We start from the raw sequence: 23,965 nt of genomic DNA, 5'->3' as shown, positions 1-23,965 counted from the left end.
TCTTTTTGTGGTCATACAAAATTTCCCTAGGCTGCGTCTTTGTGCAATTGACTGTGCCAAACGCCGTAACTAGCGTAAAGAATAACGCCCAGTGCAAACCAGATACCAGAGACGATCCAAGTTTCCAGTGGCAATTGCGTCAGCATCCAAATGCAAAGACCAGCCGAAACGATGGGTAGAACGGGATAGAATGGGACCTTGAACCCCGCATTTTTAATGTCATTCCGCTTCCGAAGCGGCAACACACCCAGTGACATCATGGTAAAGGCAATTAGGGTACCAATGTTCACCAACTGTGTCAGGCGATCCAGCGACACCATGCCACCCATGATGGCGATCACAACCGTCACGGCTGCTAGACTATGGGTTGGTACTTGGTGTTTCATGCTGATTTTACCTAGCTGTTTAGGTAACAATCCATCTCGACCGATAGAATAAATCAGCCGTGAAGAACTGTAGATCATCGAAAGCATCATGGTGAACATGCCAGCTAGAGCGCCAATCGAAATGATCCCAGCGACCCAGTTTTGATTAACTAATTGCAGTGCGTAAGAAACCGGTGCCGCCACGTTTAATTTGGTGTATGAGACCATCCCTGTAAGAACACCAGCAACGGCCATGTAAAGAATCGTGCAGATGATCAGAGTGCCAATGATCCCGATTGGCATGTTACGACGGGGGTTCTTAACTTCTGCCGCGGAAGCTGAGACACAGTCGAAACCAAGGTAGGCATAAAATACCAGCGACGCGCCCCGCATGATCCCGTGTGAGCCATAAGGGGCAAACGGCGTCCAATTGCTGGGACGAACGTAAAAGAACCCAACGACCACGAATAACAGGATGATGACAATTTTGGCGACCACAATAATGTTGTTGATTCGCGTTGAAGTCTTCACCCCTTGGGTCAGCAATAGACTGATTGCAAGTACGATCAAAACCGCAAAAATATTAATATAAGTGCCGTGAGCCGGATCGAAACTACCAGTAATTGCTTTGGGCACGGTAATGCCGAGACCCTTTAAAAATGAGACCAGATAGGCTGACCAACCAGTGGAAACGGCGGCCACTGAAAGCATGTACTCAAGAATCAGCGCCCAACCGATAACCCAGCCGACAAATTCACCAAACACGATGTTGCCGTACGAGTATGCACTACCAGCAACTGGTAATGCCGATGAAAATTCCGCATAGCACATGGCGGCGGTAGCGCAGACTAACGCGGCCAGCACGAAGGATAGCACAATGCCAGGGCCGCTATAGAGGGCAGCAACGGTGCCGGGTAAGATAAAGATCCCAGTACCAATGACTGTCCCAACGCCCAATAACAGCAGATCCTTAGCATCCATGGACTTTTCCAATAAACTATCCTTGTCCAAGTACCGGTCGAGTGATTCCTTTTTGGTTAGTCGACCTACTAACCGATTGACCACTGTGTTCTCCATAAAAAATTCCTCCTAGGGTTTTCAACGCAATTGGTGTGAACACTGATTGGTCAGGCAAATAAAAAACACCAGGGACTCCTGTGTCCGCTGGTGTTTTAACCAGCCAGACAGCCCAAGCGTTTCGCCTAGCTGTCTGACCAATAGTGTGAGTGTGCCATGCTAATAGCATCTTCTCTAACTTACTGGTTGATAGCCAGGCTGGTTAAAGAAGAAATAAAATCGATGTGAAGATGAACATGAACGATTCATTAGCATTGAAGGCACCCCTTTCGTTGTTTATGAGAATATTATAACAATTTTTTAATGAAAAAACAAGGTGCGGAAACAGGCGGTTAGAGACTGGAGTCCTATCTAGCTTGCATTGCAAATCCCGGGTTTGGATTTGTGATGCAAGCTAGATAGGTGCAAGTCTCTGCCTGGTGGAGCCCGATTAGACAAGGTGCGGAGAAACGTGGTTAGAGACTGGAGTCCTAGTGAACTTTCACCAGAAATCCCGGTTTTGAATTTGTGGTGGAAGTTCACTAGGCGCAAGTCTCTGCGTTTCGGAGCCCGATTTGGCTACATAACAGCAGAACACCACAAAACACCTTACTACCCCGCCTCATCCAAAACCTCTTCACTAGCTCCTAATGCTCGCCCTCGTTGCAGTAGATAAATTGCCAACACGACTAAACCAGACCCAAGTACCTCCACCCAACTAAGTTGCAGACCAAGAAACACAACGCTTAGTGCAAAGGTGATCACTGGCTGCGCAGCATCCACGATACTAATCACGTCTGAAGGTGCAAATTTGGCTGCGACCAATAATAATGCAAACGGTAAAATCGTCCCCACCAGAATCACGGTCCCCATTGAATATATTAGCGTTGGGGTAATGGCTGGTGTATTGACCCAGATGGGCTGATGCAGGTTAAATAAGATTCCGGAAAGCATGGTGCCCCACCCCAAGATTAAAATGGGTGAGACTCCTGCTTTAACTAACGGCCTTGGCAACGTCACATAGCAAGCAGCCGTAATTCCCGAGCCGATTCCCCACAGCAAAGCGTCCAACGGGATGGCTAAAGACGACAGATTACCCTTCGTAATGGCTAAAAAGACCCCAAGTAGAGACACCAAAAAGGCAATCAAATCACTGCGGTAAGGTGTTTCATGTTTAAAAATCAGGCTGCCTAAAACAATAAATAAGGGGCTTAAATACTGAAGAATAGTGGCGGAAGCAGCATTACCAGTTTGAACGGAAACGTAAAACGTCAGCAGGTTAGCACCCAGACCCAAAACAGCATACGCCACCAACCACCCTATTAGGCGCCATGATTTAAAGAGTTCAAAGATCCGTCCGTGTGAAGTTATGGCGCCAAGCAACAGGAGCAAAACTCCTGCTCCTAACGTTCGGGCGGATAGAAACCAGGCCGCTGGAATATTTTGGTTTTGAGAAATAAACTGCAACATCGTTCCTGATACGCCCCACATTGCAGAAGCCAAAAGTGCCAATATGATTCCCCTTGACACGTGTTCCTTATTTGTCATTTTAGGTCTCCTTATTTTTCAAAATTCATCTGTCCAGACTACTAAATCATCCTGAAAACTAAGTGGGATTTATAGGAAAATTATTCTCATTTTTAACACTAGAAGGGGAAAGTCTAAATCATAAATGACATAAAGAAAGGCACTACGCTGACTAATGAGTAAACGAAGTGCCTATTGTTTTTAAAGCATTAATTCTATAAAGCTGTTTCAACGAAGCGTTTCATCAGTAACACATTTGCTGCAGATTCCAGTATCAAGACAATGATGACCGACAAAAAAGCAAGCAGTACTGATGTTCCGTTTAACTGAAGGCCAGAGGTCATCACAAATTGAGAATATAACTGGAAGAGTCCCATGACAACTCGAATAATAACCACACTAACAACCACGTATAAAACGCCCCGAATCAAACGCTGACGTCCAACTGGCAAAAAAGCTGCAATACTGACCATAATGAGGTGAATCAGTGAAATTGTCATCCAAACCAGTAATAGTCCAAGGAAGAAGAAAACAATGATCATCGGCACTGCAACGGGTGCAGAAGACCAAAAGAACGAGCTCTCAATGTGAAAATTGACTTGCAATTGACCCTTGGTTACAAACGCCACTAATCCATGCAAGACAGCAGAAATCACACCGTAATAAAGAAAAGCTAGAGCTGAGGCACTATAACTTGATAAGTACAGCTTGGTATCACTAATTGGAATCAATCGGAAGGCGTCATTAACGTAAATGTGTTCATTAAATGATGCCAGTCGAATGAAAATCACGAAGAAAGCAATGCCGGACCAAAAAGAAACGTCACCGGTCAGACTAGTTTCCCAATTAGAAACCCCATTTGTAAATAACTGGACAACTGCCGTAGCAACAATCGCGGTCAGCATCAGCATAATTAGGCGGTTAACAGCTTTAAAACGTTCCTTTAAAAACGTTGGTATTAATCTTGTCATGTTGGTCATTTCTGAGCACCTTCTTCATATAAACTCTCGTAATAGTCTTCAATTGACTTGCCACTCTCTTGGCGAACGTCATCAGCCCGTTTGTGAATTGCTACGGTGTGATCTTTAAGAACCACTATCTCATCCAAAATCGACGCAATTTCTGAAACGTAATGATCACTGATCAGCATCAAAGAATCCGTTGGCTTCCACTGAATAATACTATTGATGATCTTTTTACGGCTCATACTATCAATGCCGCCAAACGGCTCGTCCAGTAGGTAAACACTGGTCTTGCGTGCCAGAGTAAGTGCAACGATTACTTTTTCTTTAGTCCCTTTTGACAGAGCTGCTAGTCGCTGAGTGACATCCAAGCTCAAGAAGTCGATCATCTGGTTATATTTATCACGGTCAAAGTCAGGATAGATTTGTTCGTGAAAATTAGCCACTTGGCTGATGCGTTTATTTTCAGGAAATCCACCTAGTGACTGACTGTAACTGACCAAGCTCTTTCTATCAGCGGGTGAAGTTTTGCCATTTATCGCAACATCCCCACGATAGTTTTTAGCAACTCCCGAAATAATTCTGAAAAGAGTCGTTTTACCAGCACCGTTTTCGCCCAATATACCAATGATTTTATCGCCAGAAACGTCTAACGATACATCAGCCAGAATGGTTTTCAAATTCTTTTTATAGGTTAATTGATTAATTTTTACCGTTGCTTTCATTTTGCCGCGCCCGCCTTTCAATATAAGTTACCAATTCATTAATGATCTCTTGGTCATCGATATTTAATCGATGTAATCGTTCATATAGCTGTTTAAGATTACGCGTAATCAAATCTTGTCTTAACGTCTCGATAACGTTAGTATCAGTCGTAACAAAATTTCCTCGGCCACGTTGCGAGGTCACGACACCCTCTTCAATCATTTCACGCAAAGCTCGCTGCACGGTATTCACATTAACGGTGAGTGACACCGCCAGTTGACGAACCGCGGGTAATTTCTCGCCTGGCGCCAATTCACCGGCTATGATACGGTCATAGATAACCGTTTTAATTTGGTAGTAGATCGGTACCTTATCATCAAAGTTCATTTACCCCACCTCCTAGTGTATTAGCTTCCTATTACACTATATCACTAGGACAATAAAAAGCAAGTTTTAAGAGCTTAAAAGTAACTTTTAAGTCAAAATAAAATGTAATATATCTGTAATAATCTATTTGTCATTTAAAACATTTTTGTGTTTAAATTGTAATATTCAAGTCAATTTTAATATCACGATATATCGATAGAATTACTATCATAACAGTCGATTACAGACTTTGAAAAGTGCTTATTTTTTAACTTTTATTATGTATTGTATGAATGTAAACGCCAGTATTTTACTGGATTGAATCGTCACATATCTGTAATAATGTTTAAGTGTTATGCCATCTTCACAATTTCTTCATATTTAAAGACTATATTATAAGTAACCTAATATTTATAGGAAGTTATAAATATTAAGTAAGCTTTTTCATTTTACTCCTCCAAAGTAAAATTAATTTCCGTGAACCCCATCACGAAAATGCCTACTCCTAGAAAGGTCGCCCTCCCCCGGGTGGCCTTTTATTTTTGTCATAATTTTCTTTTCCGGTCTGAAACTAAGCAAGATTAAATTTCGGGGAGTTGTCAGATCTGATGAACTTTTTAGCCGTTCACAACAGCATCTTTCTAGCTGCTAGAAGCTAGCTAGATTTAGAAAACAAAGAAGAGCTAACCAAACAACCTTAAAGGGTAATTTGGTTAGCTCTTCTTAAATAAACCATCGGACCGGACCTATTTCATTAATTCCTCCAAGAATTAAAACAGCCGACTCCATTGTACAGCGTGATCCACGCTAACTATGAGAACCGAATGACAAGTGCATATCCCCATACACACTCTAAGTTACACTGCTGTGGCCTCCAACCACTTTAGGACGGTACTGTATGAGGTGTCCTGATCCCCGCTCACGATAAACGTTCGTGAAAGCTCCAACAGTTAGTGACTCCAATCACTGAGACCATTAGATAATAACAGTATCTGCAACAATCATAGTAGGCTTTTCCATTTCTCTCGACATTCTTACCAATCCATGAAACCCCCAAGACTGGCAAAAATTTCTGCTAAGAATAAAAAAGACCCATTCATTCGACAGGTTTTTATGCCTTCGAGAACGGGTCGTGTTCTAACAGAAGTTAGAGCTGAACAATTAAATTTAATTGTTTTCATTCTTAAGTATGTATACACCATAGCACATAATTTCGAAGATAGCAAGTACTTTACTGCACAATTACCAATAAGGAGTATTACAAAAGTATCAAAATGTATTCCCTCCCACTAGTGGTTACCATATACCCATTCCCCTGAAACGTCAATCTTCTTAAGCCGGTAATAACAATCAAAACTGAATAAAACCGGAAAAACAGCTGCCTTGCAGGCAACTGTTTAATCAACTCTACTGTTCATGATGCTTATACCGCTGTTAAGTCACAGGGTGTCGTAATAGCGTGAACCTAACCGACCTTCATCTGCTTAACCAACGTTCACCGGCGCTATAAGGTTTAAAACAAACTAAAGAGGGTCGATGTTCCACCATCACGCGTTGGGGTACACCCGACTTCTTCACTTTTGACCCCTCCTCTACCATGCATCCAATTACACGTAGCGGATTCTGATCTAACAAACAATGTCTGATGTGACGACAACAGAAATCCCGACGCTGTTTCCCGGTTATCCCTCCTCACATAGCCAGCCAGAAATGATCAGGCAAAGCCCCCTGCCTGATTTGATATCTCGGGGGTTGGTCTAGCTTACGCTTAATATAACGGCATTACTTTTCAGAGTCAAGTACTTATACTTCATTTTGTTATAAAATTTTATTCTAATCGAACAATTCCATAAAAATGATTTTAAAACCTAATATAGTGCAGTTCTAGCCCAAATGAATATGAATTTGTTAGAACATATTTCCACTCTATTTTATAAAAAATAACAAATATATGTGGCACATAATTTCATTAATGTATGCTTCGTTATAACAAAAATATCAATGTGTGTGTCGATAATTCATTAATCGTCACTTGAACCAATCTAGCTTAGCCAAGAATCCAGCCAGAAACGCTTTTGAGTAATGACATCTGCAGCACTTTGCACGAAATCATTACGGCTTAAATAGTGATTATTCCCCGCCAATTCCTGCAAAATAAATTGTCGCTGTTGCTGATCTGTAATAACCCATTGTAAAGCCTGCGAAGCTTGGAAAATCGCTAACAAGTTCATCGCAGTTGGCGTTGGCTCATCAGCCGTCAATCCCGCAACCAGTTGGTTTTTGGTAGACTCTCGGGCAGTTTCCGTTGGCACGTAAATAATATGCTGTTTCAAGTTATTTTGAAATGGCACCCGCTCCACTTGCCCATCTGACAGCAGTTCAGTGCCAATCCCATCATAGATTTGATTGGCAATGTCCCAACTGGTAATGGGCTGTAAGGCGTTCTTTAAATGAGCGTCAGCTTTCACAGCCTGTCCGAGTTGTTTAAATAGATTCGAGAGATACGGCCAACTAGGTTGGTCAGACTTCATCTGCAATTCGTCGTGCTCTACCGCCAATGTACCAGTATCGATCAAGTCTAAAATCGTAGCCAATACAAAGTAGGATTGACTGGTAAAGCGGGTTCGAAGTGCCGGTTTTCGGTCAATACGTTCCGTTAAGAGTAGAAATTTTTTTGCCGTTGTGAGTCCCATTCATACCACTTCCTTAATAACAGAATAACACGCCCCTGTGCTCGATGCTCAGCAATCTCAACGATAATCTGTGGCTTTTGTTGGCCTGGAACACCTCAAGCAATAATCCATGACGATGAAAGCCTAATATGCGATAATACGATTCGATGAAAGCGCTTTTATCCGTCGTCTGTCACCTTGTGGAGCAATCACACCCGGTAAGATTGATCTGTCAGTACTGGAACTTTTTCCTGTGATTGCTTTACTTCCCAACAGAAAGAAGGAATTGAATCGTGAAGACTCTTTTAGGGAAAGGAGCCACCGTCTTTTGGGGATCGATCATCTTTACCGGGATCTTTTCCATTTGGGCCGTGGTGGAACCAAAGTCAATGACCGCCACTCTTTGGAGCTGGTTAGGTCTTTATAACCAGACTTTTAGCTGGTTTACCATGCCAATGCCCATTATCTTACTGTTCATCTGCCTGTATCTGGCGTTAGGAAAATTTGGCAAAGTCAAGCTGGGTAAGCCAGAAGATAAGCCGGAACTTAGTACGTTTGCTTGGATCGGTACCCTGTTTACGGCCGGGATCGGCATCGGCATCGTTAATTTTGGGGTCGCTGAACCAATGGTGCACTATTTACAGTCCCCGCAAGGCATTGCTGCAGCCGGGACTAACCCGGCGTTAGCGGCGGAGAATGGGTTCAAATACAGTATGTTCATCTGGGGGTTACCAGCTTGGTCCATCTATACGATTGCCGGCCTGGTTATTGGCTACTTTGCCTATTACAAGGGCGCAAAGTTTTTGCCTGGAACGCCCATCGAAAAGGGCTTTTCAGATAAGAAATGGGGGTCTAGCGTTGCAACTGTCACCAGTATCATCGCGGCGGGTGCAGCATCGCTGACCATTGCAGCCCACATTGCCATCGGTATCTTCCAAATGCAAAACGCCTACACCGCCATTACCGGTCAAAAGTTCAGTCGCTTGTCAGATTCTTTGGTCCTGCTCTTGATCATGTTCATTATTTACACGATTGCAGCCATTCTACCCATTCAAAAGGGTATGGGCCGACTGGGAGAAATCAATACGATTGTTGCCGTTGTGCTGATGATCTTTGTCTTTGCACTTTCTGACGCCCCAATGATTATGCGGTTAGTAACCGAAAACATCCGTCATGCATTTCTCGACGTTATTCCCGTCGGCTTCACGACCTTTCCGTTCCAAGATCAGGCGTGGTTTGACTCTTGGCCAAACACGATCATGATCTGGTGGATCTCCTGGACACCGTTTCTAGGTATCTTCATCGCCCGAATCTCAAAGGGACGCACTATCCGTCAAATTGTGTTCATGTCGATCCTTGTACCAACCTTTTTCCTGATCATCTGGTTTAGTGTCTTTGCCGGTAACGGTTTTTGGAACGCATTCTTCGGTGATGGCAAGATCATTCACTTCATTGCCAATAATCCCGAAAACGTCTACCTGTCCTTCATTATGGTGCTGCAAGAACTGCCGGGCTTTCAGATTACTGGAATCGTCTTCTTGTTCCTCGTGGTCATTTTCCTCGCCACCGCAACAACCAGTTCGATGATCTCGATCAGTATTATGACCAGTAACGGGCCGGAAAACGCCCCGCGTAACCGAACGATTCTGTGGTCAATCATCACCACCATGATTGCCTTCGCCAACATTGTCACCGGTACCTTGGACGGCATCAAAGCAGTTGGTGTCATCATCGGCATTCCGTTCATGTTCTTTGTTTTCCTATCAATTTCTGGAATGTACCGCCAGATGCAAGCTGATTATAAACGTGGCGACATCACTAAGGAATAACGTGAGGAGGAATTTTCATGCCATTAGTACTTGCAATGATGCAGTTAGCTTCCAAGTACGTGCCAAAGACCAACTTTCCGTGGGACAAGCAGCTGCTCCTGCATTCCTACGGACACAACCTGTTAGTCTCGGTTATTATCATGTTATTTATTGCAGTCATTATTTGGATCATTAGGTTAGCTTTTGACGAAAAGAGGGATTAAGATGACGGGAAAATACACGACAGATCTGCTACCGCAATTGCCTAAACTCCCACTACCTGAACTCGATGAAACCTTAAAGCGGTTGAGCGAATGGGCCGCACCTCTGCTAGGTGAGGCGGAGCGGGACAAGTTTGCGGATCAAATTAAACAGTTTCAGCAAAGTGATGCACAGGAGTTACAAGCGTTATTGTTACGAAATTGGACGGAAACTAATGCCAGTTGGCTAGCACCCATTTGGCGACACGGTTACCTAACGGACAGACAGCCGATTCAAAGTACCTCCAACTTTGGTTTAACGATTTCGCCCGACCGACTGCCTGATCTAAACCAAATCGACATGGCAGCAAAATTATTGCAGAACTTTGCTGACCAGTACCTGGCTTATGCCAAGGAAGAAGTCCCGGTCGAAACGAGCAAAACTGGACAAGCAGTAGACATGAGCTACTACCAAAATTTCTTCCGGACTCAACGACAGCCTCACAGTGGCAGCGACCGTCTTCAACGAACCCGAGCAACGGTCACTAACGTTGAAGCCACTGTGATCTATCACCAGACTTTTTACCAAGTCCGCCTGATCGATCATGCCGGTCGCGTGTCAACACTGCATTCGTTAACTGAAGCGTTTAAGGAGATCATGGCAAATGCAGTGACTGACAGCTTTTTTGTCGGTGCTTATACGGGATTACCACGTGACAATGCGGCCAAACTAAGGCTACATCTAGCTAGTGATTCTGATAACCATGTTAATCTGGACCGCATTAGTAACAGCCTGTTAGTGGTCACCTTGGCTGATCAAGAGACCCCTATTAGCCTCAAAGAGACGTTATTAGGCCCTAATGAGCGGGTCTTTGATAAGACTATTCAAGTTGTGATTGATACCTCTGGCGGGCTAGGAATCGCATTTGAGCACAGTGATATTGACGGTGTGCCTGCACTGAACCTGCTGAAAACCGTGGTCGCTAATTTAAGCCAACCAGCTGATGCTTGGGATGCTAAGGGTAAGCCCCATTATCAGCAGCTAAAATGGCGCTTGGATAACTACACAAGAGAAGCGTTAGCGGAGGCCCAACATCAAAATACTGAAACGGCTCGAAGCATCCAGTTTGCTTCTAATCCAATGACGATCTTTGGCAAATCAGACTTGAAAGCACTTGGTATTAGTCCAGATGCCTTTTTCCATACTGCTCTAGCTTTAGCGGAGTATAAGACAACCGGGGCTTGGCGCAGTATCTACGAACCAGTCTCCATGCGCGCCTTTTATCAGGGCCGAACGGAAAATGCCCGCTCCATTAACGTCGGTAAACGTGACTTTGCAGAAGCATTCGCGGCTGGAAGTCGCGATGCAGCTGTCAAGCAGCTGTTTGACCACGCGGTAACAGAACACACCGATCGTGTGCACCTCGCGCAAAAGGGGTTCGGCGTTGAGCGTCACTTACTGGGTCTAAAATACATGATGCAGCAAAATGGTGGCGAAGCAGCCTTCCCAGACGCAGCTGAATTCTTTAATTCTGGCTTCTTAAAACAGTTAGAAACTGATTTCTTTTCGACAACTGGCGTCCCTTATGATCTGATCGACACTTTCTCTTTTGCACCAACGAGTAATGACGGCTATGGCATCTACTACGGCATTCTGGACGATCGTATTTTGCTAACCGTTTCCGCTTGGGATACCAATCCGTTTGGTGCCGAAGAACTACTGACCGTGATTCGCGAAAGTCTGAAAGAAGTTTATGGGTGGCTGAAAGCAATGTAGTCGTTAACTAATGAATTCTGAGATGGATAAAATCCGGTGTGTTTATCGTTGCTGCAAATAAAAAGAACCAAATCCGTTTCGAATTTAATCCGACAAAAAATTCTCTATCAATACGGGTTGATTTTGAACCAAAAAAAATATCCATTCCCCCCGGAATGGATATTTCATATCTAGTTATTCAATTATCTTAACGGTAACTCTCTTGCAAGCCTTTGATATCAGGCTTTGATACTGAACGATCTCGAGTTGCGTAATACATGACACTGGCCTTGCCTACGTTATGCTGTAAGCCTAACGCGTGACCTAATTCATGTTCCGCAACGTTGGTTCTTTCCGCCTTGGAATACTTGAACTTCTTCGAAACATTTCGATAAATGTACGATTTAGCACTGGCCATAACCTGCAAATTATTCATTTTTGAACCATTGTAGTATGTGGAATACGTAATACCAACTGTACCAGAATTACTCAACGACGAATTACAGGTTGATAACGAGATATCCGGTTTACCAGACGTGGGAACTAAGTTAACCACACCACCGGCATTCCACTTTTTGACCGCGTTTTTCCAAATGTTTGTATAATAACTTGAACCGCTGGAAATCTTGTATGTGACCGTTGTGGACTTCCACCGCTTTGACGCTGGTGTAACACTGGCTGAGCCGGTAGCGGGACTGTTCAACGATGAAACGCTACCTCGTTGAGAATCACGCTTAACGACCTTGGTGGCATCCGTTGAATGACTCATCTTAGCCTTGGTGTTACTTGGAACTGCTGTTACACTCAAACCTAATGCGACTGCTAAAACAACTAAAACACTACTTACAGAATGATTATTCATATGACTGATAAGTCTCCTTTTTTAGAAAATAGGTGTCTCGACTATCAGCTTTTTCTTAATCATCCCTCCAAAAACTTTGTGTGAGAGAGAGTCACACTTCCTAGAGATGATGCCTTCAAATGTTACAAATATTAATGTTGTCCCCGTGTGTTAAATATTGACCCCCCAATAACTAACGCAACAAAGGCACTATAACACCGTAAATTGGTTGATACCATTACAGCAGTGTTACAAATCTATGAAGAAAAATGTTTGTGAAAGGTTGACTTTCGCACGCTTTTATCTATAAGTGTTGGTTTGTCAACGTTCATAACATAAAAGATGTTATAACAAATTCAAATTTAAGGTGACTAATTACTCATTTTCACAAGTGAAAAAAATTTAAATTTTGACCATTCATTTACCAATTATCAAAAGATAATTCATGATTTTGTGTCCATCCCTAGCAAATTCTACAAATTTATTCAAAAAAGATGCCTAACGAAGAACTCGTTAGACATCTTTTCAAACTAGAAATGAAACATCCATACCTTTTAACCAACTCGTTACTGTCTCAGCATTGAAATCATCATGGTAGAGACATTACCAACGACCACTTAGTGCAGTCAACTAACTTATTGATCACCTTTATTGAATGTGACTCACATGGAATCCACATTAACACGACTGAAATGTCGTATGGGGGAAAGCTGATAAATATCAGCCTAAAGTTAAAAATGGGGGGTTATTTAACTTAAAAAGGGATTTGAAGACTCAAATCAAAAGGTAGTGAAAATTGATATTATTACTAAAATTACTTTTGAGAGCATAACGACCCGGTCAGGTCTCTCTCCTGTCCGGGTCGTGTCACCAGACAATGGTCTAGTGCTGAGCAATTTATATCTATAAGTAACTAATCTCAACTTTCTTACAAACGTAATTATACATACAACGATATATTTGTGCAAGTGAATTTGAATAACTTGATGTCTCAAAACTTTAGAAAAGGCCAAAATCACGGGGAATAAACCTAATTTAAAGGCATTCCTAAGCTTCTTAGAAACTGATAATTTTTTTCAGACAATTGGAAAAACTTCTTCTATACTATAACTATTGTCATTTTAGGAGGAAGACCAATGCAAATCATTGTCGCACCAACAAAGAAAATGGTCGTCAACACTAACGATTTCGAGATTCAGGGTATGCCCCAATATCTGGATGAGGCCCGTAAAATCTTGGCCGCAATGCGTCAGCTCGACTATCCAGCCGCCAAATCCATGTGGCACTGTAGCGACAAATTAGCTCAGCCAAACTTTGACTGGCTCCAGCAGATGGATCTGGATCATCAGCTCACACCTGCCATCTTAAGCTATACCGGTATTCAATACCAGTATATGGCGCCGGATATCTTTACTGCACCCGCCTTAAACTACGTGCAAGCCAACCTGCGAATTTTGTCTGGCTTATATGGCATTTTGCGCCCGTTTGACGGCGTGGTGCCCTATCGCTTAGAAATGCAAGCTAAACTCACTGTTACCGGCCAACCTAATTTATACGCATTTTGGGGTGACAAACTATACCGTACACTGAATTTTACATCCGGGCCGGTTCTCAACCTGGCATCACAAGAATACGCCAAAACCATCACGCCTTTTTTGAAACCTAAGGATCAACTGGTCACCGTAGTCTTCGGTTCCCTAGTTGATGGCAAATTAAAAACAAAGGCCACGTTAGCCAAAATGGCTCGTGGTGAAATGGTTCGTTATTTAGCTGAACATGACATTCATAATATAGAGGGAATCAAACGTTTTGATCACCCGGACTGGCATTTCGATGCTGAACGTTCGACTGCCCAGAAACTGGTGTTCATTAATAATGAGCGGCATCATTAAGCAATTTCATTTTGCTGAATCGAGGGACTTAGCCGCCGAGTGCGTAACAGAAAGCCATTGATGCCGTCTTCAAGGTAGTATTTCAAAAACTGGTACTCGGTTTGCAGGCTCACCGCGTTTGATTCGTACAACCACTTTTTTAGTGAGTGATACAGTGCAGCGCCTAGCGTACCCTGCAGAAATGAGCAGTAGTCTGAATCAATGCTGACCTTCTCATAGTCGCCAAGGCTTTTGAAGATACTGCCGACCATTGACCTTAAATGCGCCTTGATCACCTCTTCGGGCGCGTTTTGCACATCCAGTTTTAAGACGTGCTGGTAAAAGTATCGGTTATCATCAAAGTACTGCAACATTGAAAGCAAGGTCTGCGGCCAAAAGCGGTAGTTGCCGCAATAGCGAACTGCTCGTTTAACTTCGGTGGAATAAATGGCCGCCAGCACGTCGTATTTATCCCGAAAATGATCGTAAAATGACTGACGGCGCATGCCAGTCACCGTCATGATTGTCGTGACAGTGATGTTATTAAACGGCTGCGAAGCCACTAACTGCTTAGTCGCAGCCATAATTTTTTCCTTTGTTGTCACGTCATCGACTCCTTCCATGCCTAATGAAACAAACATAACATATAATCTGTCGCTTGTGAAAAGAGCCGTCTCGTGACTATAATATAAGGAACACTTTTAGATGGAGGTCAAAAAAACGTGACAGAAACTGAGGATGAATCTCACAATTACATACCGTCAGATCAACACCATATGGCGATTCCGTGGAAGGAATTTGTCATCAATGAAGATGACCGTGTTCGTCATGCGCGGGTAAAAGGCCGCGCATCGATTGTCGGTCGGGTCGGCATTATGATGCTCTCCTGCGGTACTGGAGCCTGGCGGGTTCGTGAAGCCATGGACACTGTGGCTCGAGCGCTGGATCTCACCTGTTCCGCCGATATTGGACTAACGTCGATCAGCCTGACTTGTTTTGACCCTTCACATAGTTATTCGCAGGTGCTGGCGTTACCTAACACTGGTGTCAACACGGATCGCTTATATACATTGGAAACTTTCGTCAGAGAATTTGAAGCAAAATATTCCAACATGACGGTGCGCGAACTGCACCGCGAACTTGATAAGATTCAAAAAACACCGGGTAATTACACACCAATTATCAAGGGCCTGGCTGCAGCAATGGCATGTGCCTCATTTATTTTTTTACTGGGTGGTGGCTGGATCGAAATGATTTGTTCCTTCGTCGGTGCCGGCATTGGTAATTGGTTGCGCGGTGAAATGGGACGCCGACACGCGACAACCGTTGCCAGCATCGCACTGAGTGTTGCCGTAGCTGAAATTGCCTACCTACTTGTCTTTAAGGGAATGAACCTCTTTTTCCCAATTGCGAACGGTCATGAGGCTGGTTACATTGGAGCAATGTTATTCGTAATTCCGGGTTTCCCCTTCATCACTAGTTTTTTGGATTTATCGAAACTAGATATGCGTTCGGGAATGGAACGGCTTTCATACGCCGTAATGATTACGGTAGTAGCTACTCTAGTCGGGTGGCTGATCGCGCTAATAGTGAACTTTCAACCGGAAAACTTCCTGGCGTTAGGCTTGAGTCCAATTGTGCTGATGTTATTGCGGTTACCGGCGAGTTTTTTTGGAGTATACGGTTTCTCAATGATGTTTAATAGCTCCCAGAGAATGGCGATAACGGCGGGGCTGATTGGTGCGGTGGCAAATACCTTGCGGCTGGAATTGGTCGAATTCAATACGATGCCGGCACCGGCGGCGGCCTTCATCGGCGCATTGGTGGCGGGATTGTTGGCGTCAGCGATCAACCGGTATAACGGGTATCCAAGAATCTCGTTAACGGTACCGTCGATAGTCATTATGGTACCGGGACTGTATATCTATCGGGGCATTTATGATATTGGGTTGAATCAGATTGGAAATGGCGCGTTGTGGCTGACGAGGGCGGCGTTAATAATCATGTTCTTACCGCTGGGATTGTTTGTGGCAAGGTACTTGATGGATTATGATTGGAGGCACTTTGATTAAGCAAGGTGCGGAACAAGGCGTTTAAGGACTGGAGCATAAGCGGGCCTAGGCAGAAAGCCAGGTGGGTTTCCTGGGTTTTTGACTAGGACTGCTTATGTGCAAGTCCTTGCCTTGTGGAGCCCAGTTAGTCTATGTAGTCGAACAAGGTGCGGAACAAGGCGTTTAAGGACTGGAGCGTAAGGTAACTTTGACAGAATTTGCGGCGGGTTGTGCCGTGAATTGTGTCGAAGTTGCCTTATGTGCAAGTCCTTGCCTTGTGGAGCCCGATTCGGCTAAGGTGCGGAACAAGGCGTTTAAGGACTGGAGCGTAAGCGGGCCTAGGCAGAAAGCCAGGTGGGTTGCCTGGGTTTTTGACTAGGACTGCTTATGTGCAAGTCCTTGCCTTGTGGAGCCTGATTCGGCTAAGGTGCGGAACAAGGCGCTTAAGGACTGGAGCGTAAGGCAACTTTGACAGAATTTGCGGCGGGTTTGGCCGTGAATTATGTCGAAGTGGCCTTACGTGCAAGTCCTTGCCTTGTGGAGCCCGATTCGGCTAAGGTGCGGAACAAGGCGTTCAAGGACTGGAGCGTAAGGCAACTCTGGCAGAATTTGCGGCGGGTTGTGCCGTGAATTATGGCAGAGTGGACTTAGGCGCAAGTCCTTGCCTTGTGCAGCCCGATTCGGCTAAGTAGATAAGGTGCGCTTAAGAGCTGCCTACACGCAAGTCCTTACCTCGTGCAGTCCAATAACTCAATATAAAACTCAAAAACCAAACAGCAAAAAACAACACCCAAGGGAAAATTCCCAAAGGTGTTATTTTCTGCAGCGATAGACTGCAAATGAGGAATCGCACTTCATTAGCGCCCAATAGTAGTTAATGAAAGGTTCAGACCCTACTCCTAAAATCTGCGCCTGTCCTCAGTGCTCTATTGAGCGCTGAACTACCATTACTCACACCAAGCAAAAGGAAGAATTTTGAAAATCTTCTGTCGGTTTTGAATGGTTTGGTTCCTTTTTTGGAACCATCTTTAGTATAGTTCGATTAGGAACCAATTTCTAGTTTAATGATTCACAATATCAAAATATCCATCATTATTTCGATTAATCAAATTTTTCTCCATAGCTGAAAAAGTCTGGTGTACCAATAAAAAACTAAAACTAAAAATAAATTCCGCAAAGAGTGACTTATTTAAATCATGTTAAATTAATCACATATGTTGTATTTTCCAACCATTCAGCCAGCAAAAAAGTCCAACCGCAGTTGGGCTTTCGACTAAATATTTTTAACTTCTAATCCTTCTTTTTTAAACGTCGCGTGGCGCATCAGACGGTACAAAGTGGCGGTGATCGGTACCGCCAGCAACATCCCAACGATGCCTCCTAATCCGCCACCGATCGTAATAGCTGCTAGCACTAGAATACCCGGTAAACCAATCGTGCCACCAACGACCCGAGGGTAAATCAAGTTACCTTCGATTTGCTGCAGAATCAAAATGTAGACCACAAACAGGATCGCTTGCAGCGGCGACGAAACGGCAATCAGCACAAAGCCGACGATGCCACCGATCCAAGCACCAATCATTGGCATCAAAGCGGTCACACCAACTAACGCACCAACCGATAAAGCGTCGGGAAAGCGGAATAGGAGCATCCCAAGTGTACATAGCGTACCCAATATGAAAGCCTCTAACACTTGACCAGCAATAAAGCTTGAAAACATTTTATTCGTCACGCTAATAACGTACCGGGTCTTCGCAACAAATTTAACGGGTAAAAAATCATCCATTAGACGGTTTAACCAACCACCAATCTTTTCCTTACCACTAATCAGATAGATGGAAAAAACAAATGCGAGCACAAAGTTAACCACGCCTGAAAAAATATTGCTAAAGATGGAAACAGTCGAGGAGAAGACCCCAGATGCACCTGCTGTTAGGTATTTCGTCGCTTTTTGCTGAATGGACGTCCAGTTAAAGGAAGCGGTTGCCGCTGAAATCCGTTGACTAATGGCGTTATTTTGATCAAATTGATTTAGCCAACGAACAATGTCATTGACCGTACTGGGAGCAGTCTTGAAAAAGCCGTTAATGGCTTCCGCAAATTGCGGAATTACGAGCCGCAATACCCCGGCAATGATCAAAATAATGATCACCAGAGCGGTTAGAATAGCTAACGGCCGGCGTGATCCACGGGCTAATTTCTGTTCGGCATGTGGCCAGTACCACTTCTCTAGCTGACGGGACAGTAAGTTCACGCAGTATGCCAGAACTGCACCCAGAATCAATGGGTTCAGCACTGAGACCAATTTACCGAGAGCGCCAAAGATTTGACCCGGATAGATGATGCAAACCAGAAAGATGGCAACTACAATGCTTGATTTGATCAGTGTGGATCTGGAAACCGTCATATTAAATCCTCCAAACGTCAAAATGATTACTTATAGTGTAACCTATCTGAACCGAGTTGACTAAAACTTCTTTGACATTGTCTACCTGAAAAAAAGTAAATTAATGTGGCCCTTAACGCCATCTAAATTCAGGGTACCACGCCATTACTAACGTCGTTAAATCCAGTTATTCAAGCGCTAGAACGGCAGTATTTCGAGACCAGTCACTTAAAAATTTAAATAATAAAAATCCCTCCATAATGGTTAGATGAAGCATGTGCCATCATCCGACAACTATAAAGGGATCATTCATACTCGAGTTATGAGCTTTAATGATGAATCAAACAGAAACACTCAAACTAAAGTACACCTATTAAATTTTAAACTAATTTGCCAACGACTGGTAACTTGGCCAGAACACTCTTCTTATGAGGAGCTGTCATGATTGCATCACTGAGGTCTTTACCAGCTGTATGGCCGTGATGTGCGCCGTCCTTCCAGGCGTCAACATCAGTCACGTCGTAAATCGTACCGTCGATTGCAACGTAAGCTTTGTTACCATTTTTACCATCGTACTGCTTCAGTTGTTCCTTAGTTAAATTCAATGCCATAATTGAGCCACCCCTTCAAAGTTATTAATTTTGTACTTAAATCCAGTGTATCATTTATCACCTGAAAAATCAGCTCGAAAACATGAATAATTTTGATACACTTCATAGCAAACGTCACCTAAGCAATGGCTCAACTATTAGGCGTTAACTTCAGCAATCGGCTTACGGACGTGAAGACCAATTCCAGTAAAGCCGCTGACGAGCGACATAACTGGGCATAATAGACTGAAGAAGACGAATGGCAGGTACTGAATCGTTGGCACTCCCAGGGTATTTGCTAGGAAAACGCCACCGACACCCCAGGGCATCAAGTAGTTGAGAACCGTACCGCCATCTTCAAGGACCCGCCCCAGAGCTGAACTTTCTAAGCCCCCATCGTTAAAGGCTTTCTTGAAGGAACGGCCTGGCAGGATAATTGATAGAAACTGCTCACCAACAAAAACGTTGATCCCTAGGCAGGAGATCAGTGCGGCTGTGATCAATTTCGCGTTGGAATTCAGATGCGCTGCTAACGGCGTCATCACGGCACTGATCAAACCAAAGTTGACTAACAGGCCCCCAAGTGACAGGGTTAAGACAATCAGGGCAACGGTTGGCATCATGCTGACGATACCGCCACGAGATAGCAGCAGATTAACTTCACTGTTGGTCGTTTTAGCGACAAAGCCGTTAGTGATGATCGTACTTGCTTTATTGACACTTAACGATGGGTTATTGATAAACATCATGGCACCAGAAACCAGCACGTTTAACAGCATCGTCGGAATGGCAGCCATCTTAAAGCCGGCACAGACAAAGACTAGAACAATTGGAATGAGCGTGACCCATGAAATATGAAAGTTTTGGTTTAAGGCCGCCACCGTTGTGTTGATTTTATCTAGGTCTGCGTGGTTGTGGCCGAAGCCAAGAATGGCAAATGCAACGGTGCTGATTGCAGCAGCGGGAACGGTGGACCATAAAATCGTCTTCATGTGATCAAACAGATCCGTATCAACGACGGCTGCAGCTAAATTACTGGTTTCAGAAAGCGGTGAGCATTTATCACCGAAGATCCCGCCAGAAATAACGGCACCCGCAACCAAAGCCGGGTTAAAACTCATTGTTACACCGATACCGAAGAAGGCGATGCCCACCGTGGAAACAACGGTGAAACAGCTACCCACGGCTGATCCAACGAGGGCACAAACTAGAAAGACGGTGGGTAAAAACCACTGAGCACTAATGGCTCTAAAACCAATCACCATCAAGGTTGGAATGGTGCCGGATGCGATCCAGGTACTGATCATGGCACCAATCAAGATGAAGATCACGATTGGAATAATCCCCTTATCGATCCCGTCTTTGATGCCTTTATTAATTGCATCCCAGGATAAGCCCTTGAACTTGGCCCAAAAAATCGTCACGGTAATGGCTAGCAGCACAGGCACTTGCGGTGATAGTCCTAAACCGATCACCCCACTGCCCATGATAAATAAAATGATCACCAACATAATAATTGCTTCTCGTAAGCTTAAAGAAATTTTTTTCATCATCAATTGACCTCTCTTTGTCTGAACCCGTCATTCAACCATTGTGAGCCAATCAATATCGTGCCATACCGCCGCTTGTCGTTCTCATCTCGCTTACCCCTTCCAAATAAAAAATCGTCCCCATTGCATTAACTGCAACAGGGACGATTAGACTTCTACCGTGGTACCACCCAAATTGTGTACATTTGTACACCACTCACCAGAAAATAATGGTTCTAGCGTTACCCAGCGTCGATCTCTACGTAGTTCGCTCTTCTGACCCTGATTGGCTCGCAGCCACCGCCAACTTCCTGACACCCAGATCAGATGCTACTCAATTTGTAATCTCGACATTAAATATTAATTAGAATTATAACCGAGTTTTTCAAAAATGCAAGTCGGGTTGATTGATCAAACCGCTTTTTGATACCCAGGTTAGTGTAAAATTTATCTCGGTAGTGAATATATGTACTAATTTTAGGGTTTATCTTGACAGAGAAAGAGCCCTTCTCTTTAAAAAACTAGGGGTAAGAGCCTTCCATGAATCAAATTTTAGCAGATTTAGAATCTAACTAAAAGACTCAAACATCATTATTAGAGATTGAATGCCTATTAATAACGGAACTTAGCGTCATCTTCTGCGCAGTCCAAGCAGCTTGCTTAGAATTATGGGATCAACAGATCTGTGCCGTGGCAAAGCGAACAACGGAGATGGAGGTAGGCTGCTAGGTGGATGCTGTGTCGCGACAGCAGGAACCTGGCTGACTACCGGAATCGGCAGTCTACGCAAACCAGGCACCACAGCATGACATAGAACTCTATTTGAGAAGTTACCGAGAAGAACTTGACGCATACGATGCCCAGTAACTTTTTGAGATAATGACCAAAGACCGGTATAATGGAATCAAACGTTAAGAAAGAATGGTTGAATTGAAAAAATTATTTGATCGTCATCAGGTTTCTTTTTCGAGTGAAAAACGGCACTTAAGTATTCACACACCACGGCAGCGAGAGCCTCGTCAAGCCAGAGTCAGCAAAGTGCCTTCTGCATTGAAAACTGCTACACCCCGAACTCATTTTCACCAACGTCAAAATCGCGTTAAGGGTGCACAGCCGCATCAGCAAAAAGTTCACCGTCGTTTTGGCCGGGGTAACATTGAGCGCCCCTTCTATGATCCCCATCTGCTTTAAAATATAAGTGCTGGCGGGTAAAAGCTGGCTAGCCTTGGTAGTCTCTCTCAAGAGGGGGCCTACTGAAACTTATTTAACAGCAGTTATTTAACGAATCGTGGGGTAATTACCAGCCGTTTTGATGATGGTAGACTTCAAATGCCAGCACCGTTATCGTGCATTTAAGCCTAACCTTCAACATGAACTCAACTCATATCATGTGCCAAAAGAGGTAACCGCAATGAAAATTCTTCTGATCAATGGCTACACACCCCATCCCGATGCCGGTGGTAAACTGACCCAGATGCTGGTGGATTTGAGCCAAAACACGCTAGCAGCTCACAACGATCTCCAACTGACAGCTGTGACCAACTACCAAGCTGGCGAAGAATACGAGAAATTTCGCTGGGCCGATTTGATCCTGTTATTTTTCCCGCTTTACTGGTATGCGGTGCCGTGGGGGCTAAAACGCTATATTGATGACGTCTTTGCCCTACACAAGTTCTACGACGCCGATGAAAACGGTCAGCCGGTTGCCTTGATGACCGGTAAACAGTTCGCTTACGTCACCACTTTGGCGGCGGTACCGGAAACCTACGCGCCCAATAACGCGTTAACTAAAGGATTGACCGTACCGGATCTGTTACAGCCCCTGGACATTTCGTTCCGGTACGTCGGCATTGACCAGTGTCAAAACTTTCACAACCAGGTCTATTTCGACGTCTATAACGCCGCTCAGATTCCACTCATTAAGGCTGCCCTCCTAAACGAATTGGCTAAGCTCTAGTGGTCAAAATAAAATCCCCGTACGAATCGTTCAAATTGTTTGACTTAGACCGTGATTCAAGGGCTAATATTAAAATACAGTCATAAGCTTAGCATTGATAATGAATCATGCTTTAAACGAGTGATCAAAATTTCAACTAAGTCAAATATAGCTGTGATGATACGTTTCAACATTCAAGAAAGTAGGCAGCAAATATGAATACTCAAAAACTTGGTAGTAGTTCATTAAACGTGACGCGAATCGGATTAGGCACCATGGCATTTGGCCGGTGGATCTCAGAAGAAGACTCCGATGCCATTTTGGATCACTCACTGGAATCTGGAATCAACCTAATTGATACCGCAGACTATTACGGCCCTGGTCAAGACGAAAAACCGCCCTACGGTGATGGCAGCTCGGAAACCATTATTGGCAACTGGTTCAAAAAGCATCCCGGTGCCCGTTCCAAGGTCATTTTAGCTTCTAAGGTTGGCTCTAACACCAATCCGGTGATGAGCAATCCCACCCTTTCCCGTCAGCATATCACCCAGCAGATCGATGCCTCACTCGAACGGCTGCAAACCGATCACTTGGATCTTTATCAAGCGCATCTATTTGATAACAACACCCCGCTAGCAGAAACGCTAACCACGCTCAGTGAATTGGTGGATGCTGGCAAGATTCGCTATTATGGAGTTTCAAACTATAATGAAGAACAGTTGACCCGGGCCTTGGAAATCATTAAAGAACGCCGGTTGAACCCCATGGTTTCGTTGCAAAACCGCTATAACATCTTGTCAGACCACGATGACGCTGACGTTTTGCACCTAGCACAGCGTTCACAGATCGGTTTTCTGGCTTACAGTCCCCTAGCCCGTGGCGTTTTAACCGGCAAGTACCTGAACGGGGCAATGCCGGCAGATAGCCGGGCCGCTCACGGTGAACCTTTACTGATCAAAGAATACTTTAATGATGAAGATTCAAAACGGGTCACCAAGTTCAAAAAAATTGCCGATGACGCTGGCATTTCAATGACTCAACTGGCCTTTGCCGGGGTACTGGCGATTCCTGGTATCACCACCGCCCTACTTGGTGCCAGCAAAGTTAGCTACATTGATGATGCAGTACATGCAGCTGAACTGAATCTGCCACAAGCCGTTCTATCGCAGTTAAAATCGCTGTAAATAACACATCATATTTGCTTTAAATCAGATCTCATCAGTCAAGAAGCTTCCAAGTGAAGCTTCTTGACTGATGAGTTTTTGGTTTGTATCGTGATTGATTCAATTGTATTTAGAGTGACAATTTTCCCTGCCAAACACCGCTTAAATTGGTATTATAGAC

General features: G+C 44.1%; 19 protein-coding genes. 8 read left to right on the top strand and 11 right to left on the bottom strand.

Annotation, left to right across the window (positions count from 1 at the left end; genetic code table 11):
* Positions 1–26: 26 nt before the first annotated feature.
* From GM612_RS06550 to GM612_RS06525, 6 genes are all read right to left on the bottom strand, one after another.
* Positions 27–1,442: an amino acid permease gene (locus tag GM612_RS06550; RefSeq protein ID WP_155431584.1), complete on the bottom strand. Its 1,416-nt coding sequence runs from the start codon at positions 1,440–1,442 to the stop codon at positions 27–29.
* A gap of 591 nt (positions 1,443–2,033) precedes the next feature.
* Complete coding sequence (locus GM612_RS06545; protein ID WP_155431583.1) at positions 2,034–2,969, bottom strand: DMT family transporter; 936 nt, start codon at positions 2,967–2,969, stop codon at positions 2,034–2,036.
* Positions 2,970–3,163: 194 nt separating this feature from the next.
* Entirely contained in the window at positions 3,164–3,928 is a 765-nt protein-coding gene (locus tag GM612_RS06540) for a hypothetical protein (protein WP_155431582.1), read from the bottom strand.
* Positions 3,925–4,635 (bottom strand): ATP-binding cassette domain-containing protein, encoded by a 711-nt coding sequence (locus GM612_RS06535; RefSeq protein WP_155431581.1) that lies wholly within the window; start codon positions 4,633–4,635, stop codon positions 3,925–3,927. Before GM612_RS06535 ends, GM612_RS06540 begins: the two co-directional genes overlap by 4 nt.
* On the bottom strand, positions 4,613–5,002 hold the full coding sequence (locus tag GM612_RS06530) for a GntR family transcriptional regulator (RefSeq protein WP_155431580.1): 390 nt from the start codon (positions 5,000–5,002) through the stop codon (positions 4,613–4,615). Before GM612_RS06530 ends, GM612_RS06535 begins: the two co-directional genes overlap by 23 nt.
* A gap of 2,021 nt (positions 5,003–7,023) precedes the next feature.
* Positions 7,024–7,674: a hypothetical protein gene (locus tag GM612_RS06525; RefSeq protein WP_155431579.1), complete on the bottom strand. Its 651-nt coding sequence runs from the start codon at positions 7,672–7,674 to the stop codon at positions 7,024–7,026.
* A gap of 272 nt (positions 7,675–7,946) precedes the next feature.
* On the opposite strand from GM612_RS06525, the gene GM612_RS06520 reads away from it, so the two are divergent.
* Genes GM612_RS06520 through GM612_RS06510 form a run of 3 tightly spaced genes read left to right on the top strand, consistent with a single transcriptional unit; the run spans position 7,947 to position 11,438 of the window.
* Positions 7,947–9,482, top strand: a complete 1,536-nt coding sequence (locus GM612_RS06520) for a BCCT family transporter (RefSeq protein WP_155431578.1) — start codon at positions 7,947–7,949, stop codon at positions 9,480–9,482.
* A gap of 17 nt (positions 9,483–9,499) precedes the next feature.
* On the top strand, positions 9,500–9,685 hold the full coding sequence (locus GM612_RS06515) for a hypothetical protein (RefSeq protein ID WP_155431577.1): 186 nt from the start codon (positions 9,500–9,502) through the stop codon (positions 9,683–9,685).
* A gap of 1 nt (position 9,686) precedes the next feature.
* On the top strand, positions 9,687–11,438 hold the full coding sequence (locus GM612_RS06510) for a choline/carnitine O-acyltransferase (RefSeq protein ID WP_155431576.1): 1,752 nt from the start codon (positions 9,687–9,689) through the stop codon (positions 11,436–11,438).
* A 187-nt stretch (positions 11,439–11,625) separates the two neighbouring features.
* On the opposite strand, the gene GM612_RS06505 is transcribed toward GM612_RS06510, so the two are convergent.
* Complete coding sequence (locus tag GM612_RS06505; protein WP_155431575.1) at positions 11,626–12,279, bottom strand: matrixin family metalloprotease; 654 nt, start codon at positions 12,277–12,279, stop codon at positions 11,626–11,628.
* 1,115 nt (positions 12,280–13,394) lie between these two features.
* Here GM612_RS06505 and yaaA point away from each other — a divergent pair.
* Positions 13,395–14,150, top strand: coding sequence for a peroxide stress protein YaaA (gene yaaA, locus GM612_RS06500; protein WP_155431574.1), 756 nt, complete (start codon positions 13,395–13,397; stop codon positions 14,148–14,150).
* On the opposite strand, the gene GM612_RS06495 is transcribed toward yaaA, so the two are convergent.
* Positions 14,147–14,734 carry a TetR/AcrR family transcriptional regulator C-terminal domain-containing protein gene (locus tag GM612_RS06495; RefSeq protein WP_343031830.1) on the bottom strand — a complete coding sequence of 196 codons (588 nt, stop codon included), beginning with the start codon at positions 14,732–14,734 and terminating at the stop codon, positions 14,147–14,149. The two genes, yaaA and GM612_RS06495, sit on opposite strands and share 4 nt — an antisense overlap.
* 171 nt (positions 14,735–14,905) lie before the next feature.
* Between GM612_RS06495 and GM612_RS06490 the strand changes: the two genes are divergently transcribed.
* Positions 14,906–16,201, top strand: coding sequence for a threonine/serine exporter family protein (locus GM612_RS06490; protein ID WP_155431623.1), 1,296 nt, complete (start codon positions 14,906–14,908; stop codon positions 16,199–16,201).
* 1,252 nt (positions 16,202–17,453) lie between these two features.
* Here GM612_RS06490 and GM612_RS06485 read toward each other — a convergent pair.
* From GM612_RS06485 to nhaC, 3 genes are all read right to left on the bottom strand, one after another.
* Positions 17,454–18,587, bottom strand: a complete 1,134-nt coding sequence (locus GM612_RS06485; RefSeq protein WP_155431573.1) for an AI-2E family transporter — start codon at positions 18,585–18,587, stop codon at positions 17,454–17,456.
* A 359-nt stretch (positions 18,588–18,946) separates the two neighbouring features.
* On the bottom strand, positions 18,947–19,177 hold the full coding sequence (locus GM612_RS06480; protein WP_155431572.1) for a cytochrome b5 domain-containing protein: 231 nt from the start codon (positions 19,175–19,177) through the stop codon (positions 18,947–18,949).
* Between the two features lie 137 nt (positions 19,178–19,314).
* Positions 19,315–20,709, bottom strand: a complete 1,395-nt coding sequence (gene nhaC / locus GM612_RS06475) for a Na+/H+ antiporter NhaC (RefSeq protein WP_155431571.1) — start codon at positions 20,707–20,709, stop codon at positions 19,315–19,317.
* 906 nt (positions 20,710–21,615) lie between these two features.
* Between nhaC and GM612_RS06470 the strand changes: the two genes are divergently transcribed.
* The 3 genes from GM612_RS06470 (at position 21,616) to GM612_RS06460 (ending at position 23,805) form a co-directional block, all read left to right on the top strand.
* Positions 21,616–21,876 (top strand): hypothetical protein, encoded by a 261-nt coding sequence (locus GM612_RS06470; RefSeq protein WP_155431570.1) that lies wholly within the window; start codon positions 21,616–21,618, stop codon positions 21,874–21,876.
* Positions 21,877–22,096: 220 nt separating this feature from the next.
* On the top strand, positions 22,097–22,642 hold the full coding sequence (locus tag GM612_RS06465; RefSeq protein ID WP_173021238.1) for an NAD(P)H-dependent oxidoreductase: 546 nt from the start codon (positions 22,097–22,099) through the stop codon (positions 22,640–22,642).
* A 194-nt stretch (positions 22,643–22,836) separates the two neighbouring features.
* On the top strand, positions 22,837–23,805 hold the full coding sequence (locus tag GM612_RS06460) for an aldo/keto reductase (RefSeq protein WP_155431568.1): 969 nt from the start codon (positions 22,837–22,839) through the stop codon (positions 23,803–23,805).
* Positions 23,806–23,965: the final 160 nt, after the last annotated feature.

Origin of the sequence: Secundilactobacillus folii (genome assembly GCF_009720675.1) — a bacterium.
Taxonomy (GTDB): Bacteria; Bacillota; Bacilli; order Lactobacillales; family Lactobacillaceae; genus Secundilactobacillus; species Secundilactobacillus folii.
Note: the sequence above shows the minus strand (reverse complement) of the source record. Positions and strands in the feature narration are given on the sequence as shown.